Origin of the sequence: Emticicia sp. C21 (assembly GCF_003418935.1) — a bacterium.
Taxonomy (GTDB): domain Bacteria; phylum Bacteroidota; class Bacteroidia; order Cytophagales; family Spirosomataceae; genus Emticicia.
On record NZ_QVMT01000001.1, the window covers coordinates 1 to 16,267 of the forward strand.

At 37.0% G+C, this 16,267-nt stretch carries 13 protein-coding genes; 7 read left to right on the top strand and 6 right to left on the bottom strand.

Features of this window, described 5'->3' with window-relative positions; all coding sequences use genetic code 11:
- Positions 1-250: 250 nt before the first annotated feature.
- The gene (locus D0T08_RS00005; RefSeq protein ID WP_116980522.1) at positions 251-1,924 is read left to right on the top strand and encodes a hypothetical protein; all 1,674 of its coding nucleotides are present in this window, start codon (positions 251-253) and stop codon (positions 1,922-1,924) included.
- A 56-nt stretch (positions 1,925-1,980) separates the two neighbouring features.
- Here D0T08_RS00005 and D0T08_RS00010 read toward each other — a convergent pair whose 3' ends face one another.
- The 3 genes from D0T08_RS00010 to D0T08_RS00020 form a co-directional block, all read right to left on the bottom strand.
- Positions 1,981-2,256 carry a hypothetical protein gene (locus D0T08_RS00010; protein WP_116980523.1) on the bottom strand — a complete coding sequence of 92 codons (276 nt, stop codon included), beginning with the start codon at positions 2,254-2,256 and terminating at the stop codon, positions 1,981-1,983.
- Between the two features lie 322 nt (positions 2,257-2,578).
- Positions 2,579-5,206, bottom strand: coding sequence for a DNA mismatch repair protein MutS (gene mutS / locus D0T08_RS00015; RefSeq protein ID WP_116980524.1), 2,628 nt, complete (start codon positions 5,204-5,206; stop codon positions 2,579-2,581).
- 197 nt (positions 5,207-5,403) lie between these two features.
- Complete coding sequence (locus tag D0T08_RS00020; RefSeq protein WP_229238870.1) at positions 5,404-6,933, bottom strand: ATP-binding protein; 1,530 nt, start codon at positions 6,931-6,933, stop codon at positions 5,404-5,406.
- 701 nt (positions 6,934-7,634) lie between these two features.
- On the opposite strand from D0T08_RS00020, the gene D0T08_RS00025 reads away from it, so the two are divergent.
- The 4 genes from D0T08_RS00025 (at position 7,635) to D0T08_RS00040 (ending at position 10,194) form a co-directional block, all read left to right on the top strand.
- The gene (locus D0T08_RS00025) at positions 7,635-8,273 is read left to right on the top strand and encodes a tetratricopeptide repeat protein (RefSeq protein ID WP_116980526.1); all 639 of its coding nucleotides are present in this window, start codon (positions 7,635-7,637) and stop codon (positions 8,271-8,273) included.
- A 24-nt stretch (positions 8,274-8,297) separates the two neighbouring features.
- Positions 8,298-9,260 carry a tetratricopeptide repeat protein gene (locus D0T08_RS00030; protein ID WP_116980527.1) on the top strand — a complete coding sequence of 321 codons (963 nt, stop codon included), beginning with the start codon at positions 8,298-8,300 and terminating at the stop codon, positions 9,258-9,260.
- Between the two features lie 18 nt (positions 9,261-9,278).
- Positions 9,279-9,674, top strand: a complete 396-nt coding sequence (locus D0T08_RS00035; RefSeq protein WP_116980528.1) for a hypothetical protein — start codon at positions 9,279-9,281, stop codon at positions 9,672-9,674.
- 106 nt (positions 9,675-9,780) lie between these two features.
- A complete protein-coding gene (locus tag D0T08_RS00040) occupies positions 9,781-10,194 on the top strand; it encodes a DUF6010 family protein (protein WP_116980529.1) in 414 nt (137 codons plus the stop codon).
- A 38-nt stretch (positions 10,195-10,232) separates the two neighbouring features.
- On the opposite strand, the gene D0T08_RS00045 is transcribed toward D0T08_RS00040, so the two are convergent.
- Positions 10,233-10,607, bottom strand: a complete 375-nt coding sequence (locus D0T08_RS00045) for a hypothetical protein (protein WP_116980530.1) — start codon at positions 10,605-10,607, stop codon at positions 10,233-10,235.
- A 119-nt stretch (positions 10,608-10,726) separates the two neighbouring features.
- Here D0T08_RS00045 and mce point away from each other — a divergent pair, with 119 nt between their 5' ends.
- Positions 10,727-11,134, top strand: coding sequence for a methylmalonyl-CoA epimerase (gene mce / locus D0T08_RS00050; protein WP_116980531.1), 408 nt, complete (start codon positions 10,727-10,729; stop codon positions 11,132-11,134).
- A 56-nt stretch (positions 11,135-11,190) separates the two neighbouring features.
- Here the strand turns inward: mce and pheT are convergent, their stop codons facing one another.
- Entirely contained in the window at positions 11,191-13,623 is a 2,433-nt protein-coding gene (gene pheT, locus D0T08_RS00055; RefSeq protein WP_116980532.1) for a phenylalanine--tRNA ligase subunit beta, read from the bottom strand.
- Positions 13,624-14,201: 578 nt separating this feature from the next.
- Here pheT and D0T08_RS00060 point away from each other — a divergent pair.
- On the top strand, positions 14,202-15,368 hold the full coding sequence (locus tag D0T08_RS00060; protein ID WP_158561158.1) for a WG repeat-containing protein: 1,167 nt from the start codon (positions 14,202-14,204) through the stop codon (positions 15,366-15,368).
- 292 nt (positions 15,369-15,660) lie between these two features.
- On the opposite strand, the gene D0T08_RS00065 is transcribed toward D0T08_RS00060, so the two are convergent.
- A complete protein-coding gene (locus D0T08_RS00065) occupies positions 15,661-15,864 on the bottom strand; it encodes a hypothetical protein (protein ID WP_116980534.1) in 204 nt (67 codons plus the stop codon).
- Positions 15,865-16,267: the final 403 nt, after the last annotated feature.

Here is a 16,267-nt window from a genome sequence, read left to right on the forward strand (position 1 = left end):
AAATCGCTAGATTTCATCGTCGCACTACCAAGTTTTCAAAGAAGCTAACTATTCAATGGTTTTTGATGAAAATATTCATTTTCTATTTCAACCAAATGCCATCATACATTTAAGAACATAACCCGATTTAAAATCCTCTATAACGCCTTTCAATAAAAAAAATTTCATTTAAAATCAAAAACTTATTCTACGGTAAAAAGTTTTATTTAAATTAGTAGTATCCCTTTCATTATTCTTCCTGAAACTGCACATGATAAACTTTGACTCAGAACCCAAATTGTATTGGGCAGTTTGTAATATACTGCTTGTTACATCTGCGCTTTTAAGCTTTTATCCTTTGCTAAAAAATCCCTCAGAAAAGCTTAAATTGTATGCATATGTCCTTTTATCTGTTTTTCTGGTAACTTTCGTTGTTTTTCGTCTGCCTGTTGTAGTGTATAACATTCCGCTTAATCCTGATGAAAGTGTATTTATTGTTGGTGCTATGACTCTCGCGGAAAATCCCGTTTATTGGGAGTCGGTAGATGGCTGTACCAGTGGCCCATTTAGTTTTTATGCCATCACCGCTTTTTGTGAAATTTTCAGACAACCTTACGACTATGTTTCCGCTCGAATCGTAGGATTATTGCTGATGTTAGGTAGTCTGATTCTGAATTTCTTCACACTCCGTAAGTTTTTCTCCACGACCAGCGCAGCTATCAGCAGTTTTTGTGTGGTAGCATTTCTTAGCACAACCCGACACCATGATTTTGTTCATTTTGGCAGTGAGCATCTCCCTATATTCCTGCTAAGTATCATAGGGCTTTTGTATGCCCTTATGGCAAAAAATACAGAGCTAAAAAAAGAGCATCTTTTCTGGTTTGGTTTTGTTGCAGGCATGGTTCCGTTTGCTAAATTACAGGCGGCCCCTATTTCTATGATGATAGGAATTACAACCTATTGGCTGATTTATCAAAAAAAGAAGCAACAATTTAGTCCTTATTTCGGTGTGCTTACTGCAGGCGGTCTATGTGTACCTCTACTTCTTGTTGCTTCTGGTATCTCTTTGGGTTTCCTTGATGATTTCTGGCTGTTTTATATAAAAAACAACCTCGGCTATGGCAGTAATGTATCGATACTTGAGGGTGTTATTCGTTCTTTTAGCGACCCACTTAACATCTTCACAAAAATTATATTGGTTTTAAGCATATTTATTATAGCTCATAAAGTGCTGTACAAAAAAGAAGTCAAGCTTACTCCGATTTCGTTATTTATTCTGGTATTTGTGGCAAGTAGTCTTTTTTCTGTTTTCAAGCCAGGCTTTATGTTTCATCATTATTTGTTACTGCTGGTTTTTCCAACCAGTCTTTTATTCGGTTATTTTATCAAAGAGCTATTAGGTTTGCCTAATCTTCATCTAAGAAAATTGAGCATTGGTGCTATATTAACAGTAATCTTATCTTTTACCTTGTCGGTTAACGCCAAAAATGAGTTTGTCACTGTTAACCCAACTAAAAGGTCAATGGCTATTTCACCGATAAGCCAGGAAATCCTTAAATATTCATTACCTAATGAACCGCTGGTTATCTGGGGAGAATCTGGCAGGTATTATCTGGAAAGCAAACGGACTCAGGGCATCCGATGGAGTCATACTTATTGGGGGATGTATAGTGCCAAGCAACGAAAGCTTTTCAGACAAGAATATGTTAAACAATTTCAGATGATTCTTGCTCCTGTATTTATAGACACTCATGCCAAAGAAGGCTCATTTATCGTTCGTAAAGATTGTGGTTATGAAACTATTCCAGAACTAAAAAGAGTGATTGACGAAAAATATCATTTTCTGGCTGAGATTGATCAGCAAAGGATATATGTGAGAAACGATCGAATAGCAGAAATCAATAATAGAAAAGATTTTACTGAAATAAATTATAAAGAAGAATAGACATTATAAACTAAAAGGGCTTATTCAGCCCTTTTTTTATCAAAATTCAATGATGCTTATGTTAGAAACTGAGCAATAGTACTTTCTATTTTTTTCATGGGAACCAGAAAAGGCTTATCGGTAATAGTTACCTCTATATGGGTTTCTGGGCTATCCTGGGTTGAAAGCACCAGATAACTGCCTTTTATATCACCAATAGGTGTATCAAGACTGAAAGTACCCTTATTATTATCTCCGTTGAAAATACCACCTTTTTCAGTGATGGCACTATTGGCTGTAACGACAAACTGACTGGACGTGCCGGGGAAATCAATATTGAAAGATGATGCCATAGTTAGTTAGAGTTTAAAATGTAAAATAATCCGCCACTGCAGATTTTAAAAGATTTTGTGGATATATAAAATTTTACTATTTATATAAAACCCTAAAATTCCGTTTAGTGTTCCGGATTTAGGTTTTTATAATTTTTTCTTAATATGAAGGAAAGCAGTTTTTAAGAACAGGACAGATAAATTGTCATACCTTTTTTTAAGGCTGAATTTAATAAATCTATCCTGTGTATATTTTATTCTGGAGATCAATTTACATAAAACAAACGATTGCAAAGCGGATGGCTAGTCGCGGACGGCTAGTCGCGGACAGCCAGTCATCATTTTACAACAATTTCACCAATTCATTCAATTTTAATAAAGCCTCAATTGGCGATAAAGTATTTACATCTATCGCTTTCAGCTTATTCTTCAACTCTTCCAGTTTAGGATCTTGTGGCTCAAAAAAGCTCAATTGAATGTTATTTTTAGGCGCTTGCTGTATTTTCTCTTTATTATCTTCCTTGATATGGTCTTGCTCTAAGTGATGAAGTATCTCATTGGCTCTTAATACTACCGATTGTGGCATTCCGGCCATTTGTGCAACGTGTATACCAAAGCTATGCTCACTTCCTCCCTCTTGCAATTTGCGCAAAAACACTACTTTATTATCTACCTCTTTTACTGCTACATTGAAATTTTTAATTCGGGCAAAATCTTCAGTTAACTGATTCAGTTCATGGTAATGGGTGGCAAACAATGTCCAGGGCTTACTTTTAGGATGATTGTGCAGGTACTCCGCAATACTCCAGGCAATACTTACCCCATCATACGTACTAGTCCCACGCCCAATTTCATCCATAATTATTAAGCTTCTATCGCTTAGGTTATTAAGGATACTTGCGGTTTCGGTCATTTCTACCATAAACGTTGATTCCCCTCTGGATAAATTATCGCTTGCCCCTACACGAGTAAAAATTTTATCAACCAGGCCTAATTCCGCGCTTTGGGCAGGCACAAAACTACCTACCTGCGCCATGAGTACAATAATGGCAGTCTGACGCAACAGAGCCGATTTCCCGGCCATATTCGGGCCTGTAATGATAATAATCTGTTGAGTTTCATCATCCAGAAACAAATCATTAGGCACATAGCTTTCTCCCAAAGGTAATTGTTGTTCAATTACAGCATGACGGCCATCCTTTATATCAATAACTTTATTCTCTGTAACCTTTGGCTTGCAATAGTTGTTTTTGCGGGCAACTTTGGCAAAAGAAGACAGTGCATCAAGAATCGAAACAATACGGGCATTCTGTTGTATCTGTGCTACAAACTCTCCTGCGGTAGCTACCAGATCGTTGAATAATCTTTGCTCAATCTCAAAAATCTTGGTCTCCGCAGTCAGGATTTTCTCTTCATATACTTTGAGTTCTTCTGTGATGTACCGTTCTGCATTTACCAGCGTTTGCTTGCGTATCCATTCTGTTGGCACTTTACTTTTATGTGCATTTGATACTTCGAGATAATAACCAAATACTTTGTTATAAGAGATTTTCAATGATGGAATACCCGTACGCTGCGCTTCACGATTCTGAATTTCAATCAGAAAATCTTTGCCTGAAAAAGCGATTTTATGTAATTCGTCTAATTCTACATCAACCCCCGATTCAATCATATTGCCCTGATTGGTAACCACAGGTGCTTCGTCACGTACTTCTCGTTCAATCTTATCAACTAAATACTGGCAATCAGTTAATTGAGTAATATATTTCTGCAAAATGCCAAACTCTTTACTACCCACCTCCAATAACTTTTTGATAGGCAGCATTTGTGACAAGGCGCGTTTGAGTTGTACCATTTCACGAGGATTAATCCTACGTACAGCAACCTTAGAAATCAATCTTTCTAAATCACCGATTGGTTTCAACAATTGCGAAAGATTCTCAGCCATCTCGTCATTCTGCACAAAAAACTCTACAGTGTCTAATCGTTCCTGTATCAGGCTCTTCTCTTTTAATGGTAATACCAGCCATTTACGCAACAGCCTCGCCCCCATCGGTGTGATAGTATGGTCTAATACCTGAATCAACGGCACACCTCCATCATGCTGAGGAAAAACCAATTCCAGGTTACGAATAGTGAATCTATCCAGCCAAACATATTTATCTTCGTCCAGACGCGTCAGGCGAGAGATATGGGCCATTTCTTTATGCTCTGTATCTGATAGATAGCGCAGAATTACACCTGCGGCAATAATCCCCTCTGTCAGGTTTTCAACCCCGAAACCTTTCAGCGATGAAGTTTTGAAATGAGTAGTAAGAAGATTATAAGCAAAATCATATTTATAAGCCCAGTCTTCAAAACAAAATTCATTGAATTTATCACCAAAAGTGCCTTGAAAATCGTGACGGTGCTTTTTGCAGTACAAGACTTCAGACGGAGCAAAACTTTGCAATAATTTATCAATGTAGGCTGTGTTCCCCTCGGTAGTCAAAAACTCTCCGGTTGATACATCTAAAAATGATACTCCAAAATAATCAGGTCTGGTAAAGTGGATAGATGCCAGATAGTTATTCTGCTTGGTATTCAGTACGTTATCGTTGAATGATACTCCCGGAGTAACCAACTCGGTAACACCTCTCCTAACGATACCTTTAGCAGTGCTCGGGTCTTCCAGTTGGTCGCAGATGGCTACACGCTGGCCAGCCCTTACCAGCTTGGGTAAATAAGTATCTAGTGAGTGGTGTGGGAATCCCGCCAATTCTTCCTGCGCACCGCCATTATTACGGCGGGTTAGTACAATACCTAGTATTTTTGAAGCCTTAATGGCGTCTTCTCCGAATGTTTCATAGAAGTCACCCACTCGAAACAATAGCATTGCTCCGGGGTACTTAGACTTGATTTGATTGTATTGTCGGTTGAGAGGGGTCTCTTTCGCTTGCTTAATTAATTCTTCTTTAGACGGACGTGCCACTTGATACGAATTTTATCTCCTTAAACTACAAATTTACGGATTTCTGACGAGGAAAGCTAGATTGAATCGGGAAAATGGTTTTCGATGTACAGTACACTTTTAAAACAAAAAAGCCTCAATTCTGCAAGAGAATGAGGCTTTTGATAGGGTAAAATTTCTTCTATACTAAGGGGGTTAAAACTGTAACTGAACCTTTATCAGGCTCTTAAAGCGTACTTGTTGATTTTTTGAAACAATTCTTTGGGATTGAAAGGCTTGGTTACAAAACCATTCATTCCTACTTCATAAACCCTGTCCTGTGTGTTTAAAACCGATGCAGTAAGGGCAATAATTGGGGTTTTCTTGTCGAATTTTCTGATATTTTCGGTAGCTGTATAACCATCCATCTCTGGCATTAAAAGATCCATTAATACAATCTGGTAATCATTTTTGGCCAGCTTCTCAACGGCAATACGTCCGTTGGCGGCTGTGTCGTAATGCATTCCCCATTTCTCTAAAAACCGGGTCGCGATTTTTATATTAATCGGGTAATCTTCTACTAAGAGTACCTTGGTGCCTTTTAATGTATGCTGGTCAAAAACCTCTTCTTTTCTCACAATCGTATTTGGCTGAACAGCCGTTTTCAAATGAATAGTAAAGAAGAAAGTAGAACCATTGCCTACCTGACTTTCCACCTGGATTTTACTACCATGAAGTTCAAGCAACTTTTTAGTAATACCTAAACCTAAACCAGTTCCTCCAAAACGACGAGTGATCTGTTTGTCGGCCTGTGCAAATTTTTCGAAAATTCTTGGCAGATTCTCTTCAGCGATTCCTATACCTGTATCTTTAACCGAGACATCAATAGCTGCCGAATCATTGGAAAGATGATTCAACTGAACCTTGATTGTGATACGCCCACGATCAGTGAATTTCACCGCATTATTCACCAGATTGTTCATGATCTGGCTCAGGCGCAGTGGGTCTCCGATTAAATGTTCCGGAATACTCTCGTCATACTCTAAATCAATTTCTACTTCTTTAGAAGCCGCATGTACTTCAATCGATTTCTTGATGTTTGTAACCAGGTCTTTGATATTAAAATCAATACTTTCCAGCTCAACCTTACCTGCTTCAATCTTGTTGAAATCAAGAATATCATTGATAAGCACATTAAGATTTTCGGTAGAAAACTGCAGAATTTTAATATTCTCAAGCATTTCGGCACTATGATTTTCCTGCTGCATCAGGTAGGTCATCGCAACAATGCCGTTGAGAGGTGTTCTGAGCTCGTGGCTCATCATTGATAAAAATTCAGTCTTGGCATTAGATGCTTTAATGGCATCCTCTTTCGCTTTTCTCAGCTGAATTTCAATTCCTTGTTGATAAATCAACAGCTTTTTGATGAATACTGCCAGTTCAAAAAGGTTATCTCCATCAAAATCAGGCAATTTGTAATCTTTGGGCAAATCAAGCTTGCTAATGCCCTCTGAAAGTTTCTGAACAGACTCTTGTCTGTGCTCAATCTCTTCCTTGAGTTTACGATTGATTTCGGCATACTTTCTTTCACTGGGGCGTACTAAAGCTTTCAACTGTTCTTTTTCATGTTCGAACCTGAAGCACAGGTCGTTTACCGACTTCAAAAACCCATCCATGAATTTATATCTTGAATGATTCTTGGGCAAATGATCGTTAATCAGTTCAGCGAGCAATTGATGGTAATTTTCGGCATCCATAACGTTTTTCATACTCTTTAACAATAAAGATTTTGAGGGTAATTATGATTCAAATAGAATAGTAGCGCACACACGCTAATATTACAGGGACAAAAGCACTTTTTTAGTGAATGGATTGTTTTTTACCTTAGTTCTTAATGGATGGCCGTTTTCTATAAAAATTCAAAATGGAGTGATGGTGATAAGCCTGTTATGGAACTTAATACCGTATCTAATGAAATAAAAATCAGTAACACGCATCTAAGTTTTCTTAAACGCTGACTTATTTTTTTAGTAAGAATAGATAGTTACAAACAATTTCTTATAGATAATCACTCTTTATGAAAAGCTGTGGGTACCTTGTGTGATTGGCACGGTCTTTGTCAATATTATTTCTGACATAGAGCCTGATTGTCAATCGGGTTAATTCATCGTGTATTAGTTCTACTTTCTTCATGAACGCGGAATAAGCGCTTCTTTTCCGTATTTCTGCGTAATTGTATGCTATTAATAAGACAAATACTATACCGCTTTTCGTGATTAAACGGCATAAATTTTTTCTTTAGTGCAATTTCTTGCGCATACCCTTTTTTCGTTGAAATTTACTGCGTATTTTTATTTGTAATAAACAGGTAAAATTACTTGGTTTATCAGAGAGTCAGCTTTGCTCATTATCAATTAAAAAAAGATTAATTTTTTCTTAGGTATTTACCTATAATAATACTTCCGCCTAAATGAGCCAAAATCTGTTTTTTCTTATTTTCTTTCTTTTTTCTTTTACTTCTTTAAATGCTCAAACGGCTGAAGAATATTATAAAGCCGGAGAACAGAAACAGGTTAAAGGAGATTATGAAGGGGCAATAATATACTTTAGTAAAGCAATTGAGATGATTCCTAATTCAGCAAAGGCTTATTACCAAAGAGGTATCAGCATGGACGCTTTAGGCCATTACAATGAAGCTATTAGTGATTTTAGTAAGATTATAGAAATTGAAAAAGATAAAGCGGTGGAAGCCTATCATAGCAGGGGGATAAGTTACAAGAATTTCACAAAATATACGGAAGCCATCAGAGATTTCGATAAAGCCATTGCTTTAAATATTAATAACTCTTTGGCCTATTATTACAGAGGTGTCTGTTTAGACAATATTGGTCGTTATGACGAAGCTCTGCAAGATTTTAACAAAGCCATAGAAATGACGCCAAGGCAAGCCCACTATTACTATAATCGGGGAAATACATTGAATCATTTGAGAAACTACAAAGAAGCCATTAATGATTATAAAACGGCCCTTATTATTGACCCGAATTTAGATGAAGCCAAAAGCGGACTAAAGGAAGCTCAACAGAAACTGAATAAAAAAAGTAATTAGATTTGTATTTTACCTATACACTATATGACACGCTGTGCTATTTTAATCCTTATTGCACTATTCATCTCAACTACTGCATCAGCCCAAACTGCCGAGAACTATTATAAGGCTGGTGAAAAGAAATATGATGCTAAATCTTATGCCGAAGCCATTGAAGATTTTACTCAGGCAATTCTTTTGAATCCTAATCAGGCACATGTGTATGTATTCAGAGGCGTTTGTTTCAATGCTTTAAATAAGAATGAAGAAGCGATTAAAGACTATGACAAGGCTATCGGGCTGAATCCAAAAACCAAGGAAGCTCACTATTTTAAAGGGATAAGTCTATTCGAAATTAGCCAATACAAAGAAGCCATAAATGAGTTTAGTGAGGTTATAATGCTTGACCCTACTGAAGCAAAGGCATATAATAATAGGGGTATGTGCTATAAGAATAAAGGCAAACTTTACTTTGCGTTAATCGATTTTTATGATGCTATCAGAATTGATTCAAAATATGCTGAGGCATACTATAATATTGGCACTACCCGACTTTTAATGGACGGCTGTAAATGTGCGATAGACGATTTTACCCAAGCCATTGCTATTGACTCAACCTTTATTAATGCTTACAATAATAGAGGCAACTGTTTTAAGAAACAAGGACTACCTGTAGCCGCCATCAGCGACTATAGTAAGGCAATCGGGCTTAGCAAATCTTTTCCGGGTCATGATCTGGTATTGTTCTACAATAATAGAGGAAGCAGCTACAATGCAATTGAACGTTTTGAGGATGCTATCCGGGATTTTGATGCAGCCATTCAGATTGAGCCTGACTTTGCTGATGCCTATAATAATCGAGGACTTGTCTGGCTAAGTCTTAATAAATTTGATGAAGCCATTAAGGATTTCAATCAAACACTTGCACTCAATCCTAAACACCCTGATGCCAAACGAAATATAAAGAAGGTATATACTAAGAAGAAGAAAAGATTGTTTACAATATAAAGAAACGAGTGAAGCCCAATGAAGCCAGTTTTAGGAATTATTTTATATATGTCTTTTGCTTATTGTGAAATTGTTGCCTGGGGATTTGTTGCTTTGTTACTTAATACTGCCTTTATTTCTGCAGACACATTGCTATCGCCGGATGCCATGTTTGAGCTATATACTGGTGCTCCAGAAAATTATATCCTGAGCCGACTAAGCATCAATATTGTTATCAGCCTGGCTTTTGGCTTATTTCTGAGTTTTCAATACTGGCTAATCAGAAGATTTTATATGCTCCCAGAAACCATTATAGAGCAAATAGATGCCAGAAGTTTCTTCAAATGGCAAACCATTGCCTTATTCTGCTTCGGACTTGGTGCTATTGTCTGGGGAATTTATAAGATTTATCACCCCTATCCGGAAGTGTGGTAGTAATTTAGGTTTCAAATGATTGAGAAATCCTAAAGATAGCGTCAATCGTCCTAACTCATCGGTCAATAAATTTGAACCTTTGCCTTTGTATTAAAAACATTAAAAAATGGCAAAGGAATTTACTTTGATGACCGCTATAGGAGCAGTAATTATTGCAGGTCTGTACATCACAATTTTCTCGTTAGTCAAAGAGCCTAACAGGCAGATTATTAATGCCCTGATTATTGCAGGAGCTGGTGCTACCTATTGGAGTGGCGGACTCGGCTACTACGAATTTCCTTTAGGTGTAATTATGATTTATTTAGCTTTTAAAGGGCTTAAAGATTATAAATTCCTGGCACTTGGCTGGTTAGTTCATACACTTTATGATGTCCTTCACCATTTGTATGGTAATCCGATTGTACCTATGTCGCCTTCTTCTTCTGCCGGATGTGCTATTTGTGATCCTATTTTGGCTTTGTGGCTATTTATGGGGGCTCCAAGTGCTTTTGAGTGGTTCAGGCAAAAGACAATGCTCTAAGATAAGCATACAATTTTAAGTCTTTAAAATACTTTAACTTAGATGGGATTTTTCCGGTATTCTCTTACGAGAAAAGTAATATTAAATAAATATTCTTGCTGCTTATGATGCCAAAGAGCCCAATAATTCAAAATATTGCTATAAATTTCACGATTTTCTTCTAAGATATTAATAATGTTTAACCATATCCTATTGTCTTTATCAATCTCCCATCTCAAATAGTCATCATAAGAACCGAGAATTAAACCCATAACTGCATATTTTTCAGAGCTATTAAAATCATTAGTATGCATAGCATTGATAAACTCTTCTACCCTATCTTTATCTGCCAGTTCAATATCCCAATCTTGTTCATCTCCTTTAGCCGGGAGATTAAAAAGCGTATTTATGACTTGTAATGCATCGTTATTCATTAAAATTAGAAAGTTATAGTTTAAATAACATCAAATTGCGGCAAATTATTCATTTGCCTCTCAGCTTTTTTCTTTACCAAAATAATCCCTAATTTGTCACAAATAAAAAACCAATTTCTATGCTAACTAACGTTGAACACATCGGCATTGCCGTGAAAGATATAGTGGCTTCCAACACCTTGTTTTCAAAACTATTAAATGTACCTCCCTATAAATCTGAATCGGTAGAAAGTGAAGGTGTTCTGACATCTTTCTTTAAGGTCAATGAAACAAAAATTGAACTATTAGAGGCCAGTAACGCTGATAGTGCTATTGCCAAATTTATAGAAAAGAAAGGTGAAGGTATTCATCACATTGCCTTTGAAGTTGATGATATTCGTGCAGAAATGAAGCGTCTGGAGGGTGAAGGTTTTATTTTGTTGAATGCAGAACCAAAACTGGGAGCCGATAATAAACTGGTTTGTTTTCTACATCCGAAGAGTAGTAATGGGGTATTGGTTGAATTGTGTCAGGAGCGTAGAGACTAAATAAAAAACCACAGAGTGCCTAAAACATCTCTGTGGTTCATATAACTAGATCATTCTTATTTTCTAATAATCGCTCCCAATTCTTTCTCATAAGCCGCTATCAGGCGTTGCATGGTTTTATCAATGCTTTCGTCGGTCAGTGTTTTTTCTTTGTCTAAAAGAGTATAACTAACTGAGTAAGATTTTTTGCCTTCACCTAATTTCTCTCCTTCATAAATATCAAATACATTCACGGCTTTCAACAAGTTTCTTTCAACTTTATAAGCAATAGCCGATACTTGGTCAAAGCTTGTAGTACTGTCTAATACCAAAGACAAATCTCTACGCACTTCCGGGAATTTTGGTATCTCTACGTATTCAACTTTATCAGAATATTGTTTCAATAAGAAATCCCAGTCGAAATCGGCATAGAAAACGGCTTGCTTTACCTCTGCCAGTTTAGCCACCGATGGTTTTACCAAACCTAAACTTACTACCGGCTTTTTGTTAACAATATAGGTAAGCCCATATTGATAAATCGGAGAGCTTAGTTCTTGCGTATCAAACTTAGTTACCTTCATGGCTTTTAGTACCTTTTGCACAGCTAAAGCCAGATCATGGAAAGTAACAGGTGTATTTGCGGCCAACCAACTTTCATTCTGTTGATTACCCGTAAGCCATAACCCCAAATGTTTACTCTCTTTATATTTTTTATCTTGTCCTTCTTCTTGTTTAGTGAAATATGAGCGACCAAATTCAAACAATTTCAGATCTTTCTGGCGACGGTTGATATTATAAGCCACCGATTCCATACCTGTCAACAACAAACTTTGGCGCATCACTGAAAGTTCTTCACTTAATGGATTCAATAAAGTTACCTGTCCACCTTTGGCAATGCTTTGCACTGCCTCGTTGTAAGCAGGCTTTGTGATTGAGAGCGTCTGAATCTCATTGAAGCCATTAGCTGCTAATAACTCAATTACACGCATCTGCAATTTATCCGCATCTTTATCAGGGAAGCCCGACAGATAATCAGCCTGCAAGTTTTCTGAAAGCTCAATATTATCGAAACCATAGATACGTAATATCTCTTCAATTACATCAGCCTCTCTCGTTACATCTACACGGTATGGCGGCACGCTTACAGTCATTTCATACGCATCATCACTCAAGACTTTTATGTCAAGACTCTCCAATATTTTATGAATCAATTCGTCTTCCAGATTTTTACCAATCAGACGGTTGATGTTTTTGTGCTTAACGGTAATAGTCAGGTTTTCAATGGGTGCGGGATAGTTGTCAATTACACCATTGAGAATCGTTCCTCCGGCCAATTCTTGTATCAATAAAGCAGCTAATCTGATAGCGAAAGGAGGCATGTTCGGATCAGTGCCACGTTCATATCTGAATGAGGCATCTGTTTTTAGTCCATGAAAAGTAGCAGTACGACGTACCCATACCGGGCTGAAATAAGCAACCTCTAGAAATACACTGGCAGTACCTAATTTGATACCCGATTTTTGTCCGCCAAATACCCCTGCTATCGCCATAGGCTCTTCGGCATTACAAACCATCAGGTCGTGCCCTGAAAGCGTTCTTTCTGTCCCATCAAGCGTGACGAACTTCGTTCCTTTCTCCGGTACTCGCACTACAATCTTTTTGCCTTTTACTTCGTCAGCATCAAATGCGTGCATGGGCTGGCCTAAAGTATGGCATACATAGTTAGTAATATCAACTATATTATTAATCGGATTCAATCCAATTGATTGTAAAGCTTTTTTCAACCACTCAGGTGATTCGTTCACTGTGATACCCTGAATCTCTAAACCACAGAAATGAGGACAAGCCTCTGTATTTTCAACAATTACATGGAATTCTGTTTTCTGTTCGGCTGGAGTGAATTTCTCAATCGATGGTAACTTGATTTCTCTACCTAATACCGCTTTCAAATCACGGGCTACACCAAAATGTGAAGCCGCATCGGCGCGGTTAGGTGTCAAACCTATTTCAATCTGGAAATCTGGCTCTAATGAGAAATACTTTGCCGCAGGCGTGCCATTAGGTAAATCAGTATCTAAAACCAGAATGCCTTCATGGGATGTACCAATACCGATTTCATCTTCAGCACAAATCATTCCTTCTGATGCGTGACCATAAACTTTCCGTTTATCAATTGTAAACGATTTCCCATCAGCAAAGTAAATGGTAGTACCGAGAGTAGCTACAATTACTTTTTGTCCTGCGCGTACATTGGAAGCTCCGCAAACAATCGTTGAAGGTGTTTCGGCACCAATATCGACAGTAGTCAGGCTCAATTGTTTATCTTTTACCATAAAGGTTTCACAGGTAAGCACTTCCCCTACTACAAAGCCTTTTAATCCGCCTTTTACCGATTCTATTTCTTCAATCCCTTCTACCTCTAAGCCTGTGCCCGTCAATAATTTTCCGATTTCCTCCGGTGATTCGTTAATCTCTATCAGACTCTTTAACCAATTATACGAAATTTTCATGCAAACAATAATTGTAGTGAAATGGAGGAGTTAATGAGTGAATTAGTGATTGAGTGAGTTAGTGATTTATTTATTAAACAACTTTTTAAAGTCTCTACCAATTTCACCTGATTAATTCCGCCACAAATTTTCGCAAAGATAGGAATTTAGGATTAAAATAGTGTGTAAAGAAGTATAAAAAAGGCTTCCGTATAGGTATAATGCTTACTTCTCAAAAAATCTACCTGAACAAGAATTCAAATGACCAAATTCCAGGCTTTTAACTAAAGAAGACCCTTTTAGCCTTACATGTTACTCCCGTGCCACAAATACACAAACCTTAAAAAAATTATTTTGTATCCACTCAATAATATTATACGTAAGAACGAAATATTGGCATTTCGTTTGTACGCAACCATACTGTATACTATGCTTTTGTATTTCCTTTCTTGATTTCTATTATTTCATCAGGAAAACAGAAAAAATGTATCCGTTTACTAACATTACAGCTTATTTATACTTATTGGCATGCGTTTGGCATTAGTATAAAAACAAGATATTAAGTGAATAGCGCTTTAACTCTATAAAAATCAATGGCTTTGAGAACGAACATAACAAAAGGTAAAGGTCTGATCTTAGGCTTATCCCTATTAGCTGTGCAAACTGCTTTCGCCCAAACGACTCCAAAAACCCAGCTTCCCGCAGATGTAAATTTTACTGATTATCAATCTGGCGTAGTCCGCGTTGAAAAAGGTGAGAAAGTTGGTTTTCTTGACAAACAAGGCAAACCGGTAGCCGATATTAAATATGAAAGTGCGTATGATATGACCGAAGATATGGCTGCGATTCGTAAAGATGGTAAGTGGGGATTCATGAATAAAACAGGTAAAGAAGTAATACCTTTTGAATACGAAGAAGTACAAAATTTCTCTCAATCGTTGGCCGCAGTTAAACTAGGCGACAAATGGGGATTTGTTGATAAAAAAGGAAAAGTGAAAGTTCCTTTTGATTATGATAAAGTATTGAATTTCAAAGAAAACCTTGCTTTTGTAAAACAAGAAGGCAAATGGGGAGTAATTGACACTAAAAATCATACTATTGTAAAACCTCAGTTTGATAAAGTAGAAAGTTTCTCTGAAGGCTTGGCTATGGTAGCAGTTGCTGGAAAATACGGTTTTATTGATGCTAAAGGTAACCAGGTGATTCCGATGGTGCACAAGGGTGCTAAGAGTTTTATGGAAGGTAGAGCAGCAGTGAAAAACGATGCTAAAAAATGGGGTTTTATAGATGCCAACAACAATCAGGTAATTCCGGCTTTATATGATGAAGTTGATAATTATGCAGAAGGATTGGCAGTTGTTCGTAACAAAGATAAATGGAAAGTAATTGACAAAACCGGTAGCGATTTAGTAGCCAGCACCTATGATTTTATTCAGGGAGTTTCTGAGGGAATGATTATTGTGTTTGCCAACAAGAAATTCGGTGTGATTGACAAAACCGGAAAAGAAATTGTGCCTCTAAAGTATGATAATCTTTGGGGCTATTCAGATGGATATGCAAGAGCTATTAATAATGGAAAATACGGATATATTGACAAAAACGGACAAGAAGTTATTCCGTTGATTTATGACGATGCTTATAACTTTTCAGAAGGATTGGCAAGAATCAGTCTTTTCGGCAAAAGTGGCTTCATTAACAAAAATGGACGTGAAGTCTTTCCTGATAATCAATTGTCAAAAAGTGTGTTATCTAGTGTAACAGATTAAATTGAGTTCGTAGGTTTTGTTTAAATGAATGAGCGAGGTATCGAGAGGTGCTTCGCTTTTTTATTTAGTGAATGAGCGATTGAGTGATTAACTCTATAGTGGTTGTTATTTCTTTACTTTTTTGGTTTTAAATTTATCATTTATTCTTCAAAACTTCTTCTCTCTTCACTATCTCCCCCACCCGACCTTTTTCGGTTTTTCTGTCCCATTTCCTCCTTCTTTCTCTTTAATCTTTTTCTTTTACTCTCAGCTTTGTTGTTTTGTTTTCTTGTTCCGTTCTCCAAATTCTCGATTAGCAAACAAGATTTTTTTCTTTAAACATCTTAGCCATTTTCTTTCTTTCTTTCTTGATCAACTTCATTGTCTCTTTTGTAATTACCACTTTAGAAGATTCTTTAGTAGAATCAGAAGTAGTTGATTTGTTAGTGTCATCGTTAGCAAAAGCGGCACTTGAAGTTAAAATTGTTACAATAGCAATTGTCAGAATCTTTTTCATTTTTACTCAATAGTTATCGGGTTATTTTTTCCCTCTTGGTTTGATGATTCAAAATTACATCAATCTCAGACGGATTTGGGACCTTTTCGATGAATTGACAAATTTAAAGTATTTTTGGAGACATTTGCAAGATAATTGGTATTAAACGGCGACGAATGACAGCATTAAGGGGATAACTGGCAGATTATATCGACAAGTGGCAGGAAATATCGGAAAACTGGCGGAAAGTTTCGGTGAATGGTAGGAAATGACGGTTAATTGGCAGCACTAAACGGTAAGTGGCAGTTAATTCTCGACAAGTGGCAGTCCATACCGATAAGTGGCAAGCAAGCTTTGGTAAATGGTAGAAAAATCTGGTAATTGGTAATTGCCATTTTTCTATAGTATAATGGTGGACCAGCCA

What these genes read in the sequence shown, in the direction of transcription:
- D0T08_RS00005 (WP_116980522.1), top strand. Translation starts at nt 251, where the DNA reads ATGATAAACTTTGACTCAGAACCCAAATTGTATTGGGCAGTTTGTAAT.
- D0T08_RS00010 (WP_116980523.1), bottom strand. Translation starts at nt 2,256, where the DNA reads ATGGCATCATCTTTCAATATTGATTTCCCCGGCACGTCCAGTCAGTTT.
- D0T08_RS00020 (WP_229238870.1), bottom strand. Translation starts at nt 6,933, where the DNA reads ATGAAAAACGTTATGGATGCCGAAAATTACCATCAATTGCTCGCTGAA.
- D0T08_RS00025 (WP_116980526.1), top strand. Translation starts at nt 7,635, where the DNA reads ATGAGCCAAAATCTGTTTTTTCTTATTTTCTTTCTTTTTTCTTTTACT.
- D0T08_RS00030 (WP_116980527.1), top strand. Translation starts at nt 8,298, where the DNA reads ATGACACGCTGTGCTATTTTAATCCTTATTGCACTATTCATCTCAACT.
- D0T08_RS00035 (WP_116980528.1), top strand. Translation starts at nt 9,279, where the DNA reads ATGAAGCCAGTTTTAGGAATTATTTTATATATGTCTTTTGCTTATTGT.
- D0T08_RS00040 (WP_116980529.1), top strand. Translation starts at nt 9,781, where the DNA reads ATGGCAAAGGAATTTACTTTGATGACCGCTATAGGAGCAGTAATTATT.
- D0T08_RS00045 (WP_116980530.1), bottom strand. Translation starts at nt 10,607, where the DNA reads ATGAATAACGATGCATTACAAGTCATAAATACGCTTTTTAATCTCCCG.
- mce (WP_116980531.1), top strand. Translation starts at nt 10,727, where the DNA reads ATGCTAACTAACGTTGAACACATCGGCATTGCCGTGAAAGATATAGTG.
- pheT (WP_116980532.1), bottom strand. Translation starts at nt 13,623, where the DNA reads ATGAAAATTTCGTATAATTGGTTAAAGAGTCTGATAGAGATTAACGAA.
- D0T08_RS00065 (WP_116980534.1), bottom strand. Translation starts at nt 15,864, where the DNA reads ATGAAAAAGATTCTGACAATTGCTATTGTAACAATTTTAACTTCAAGT.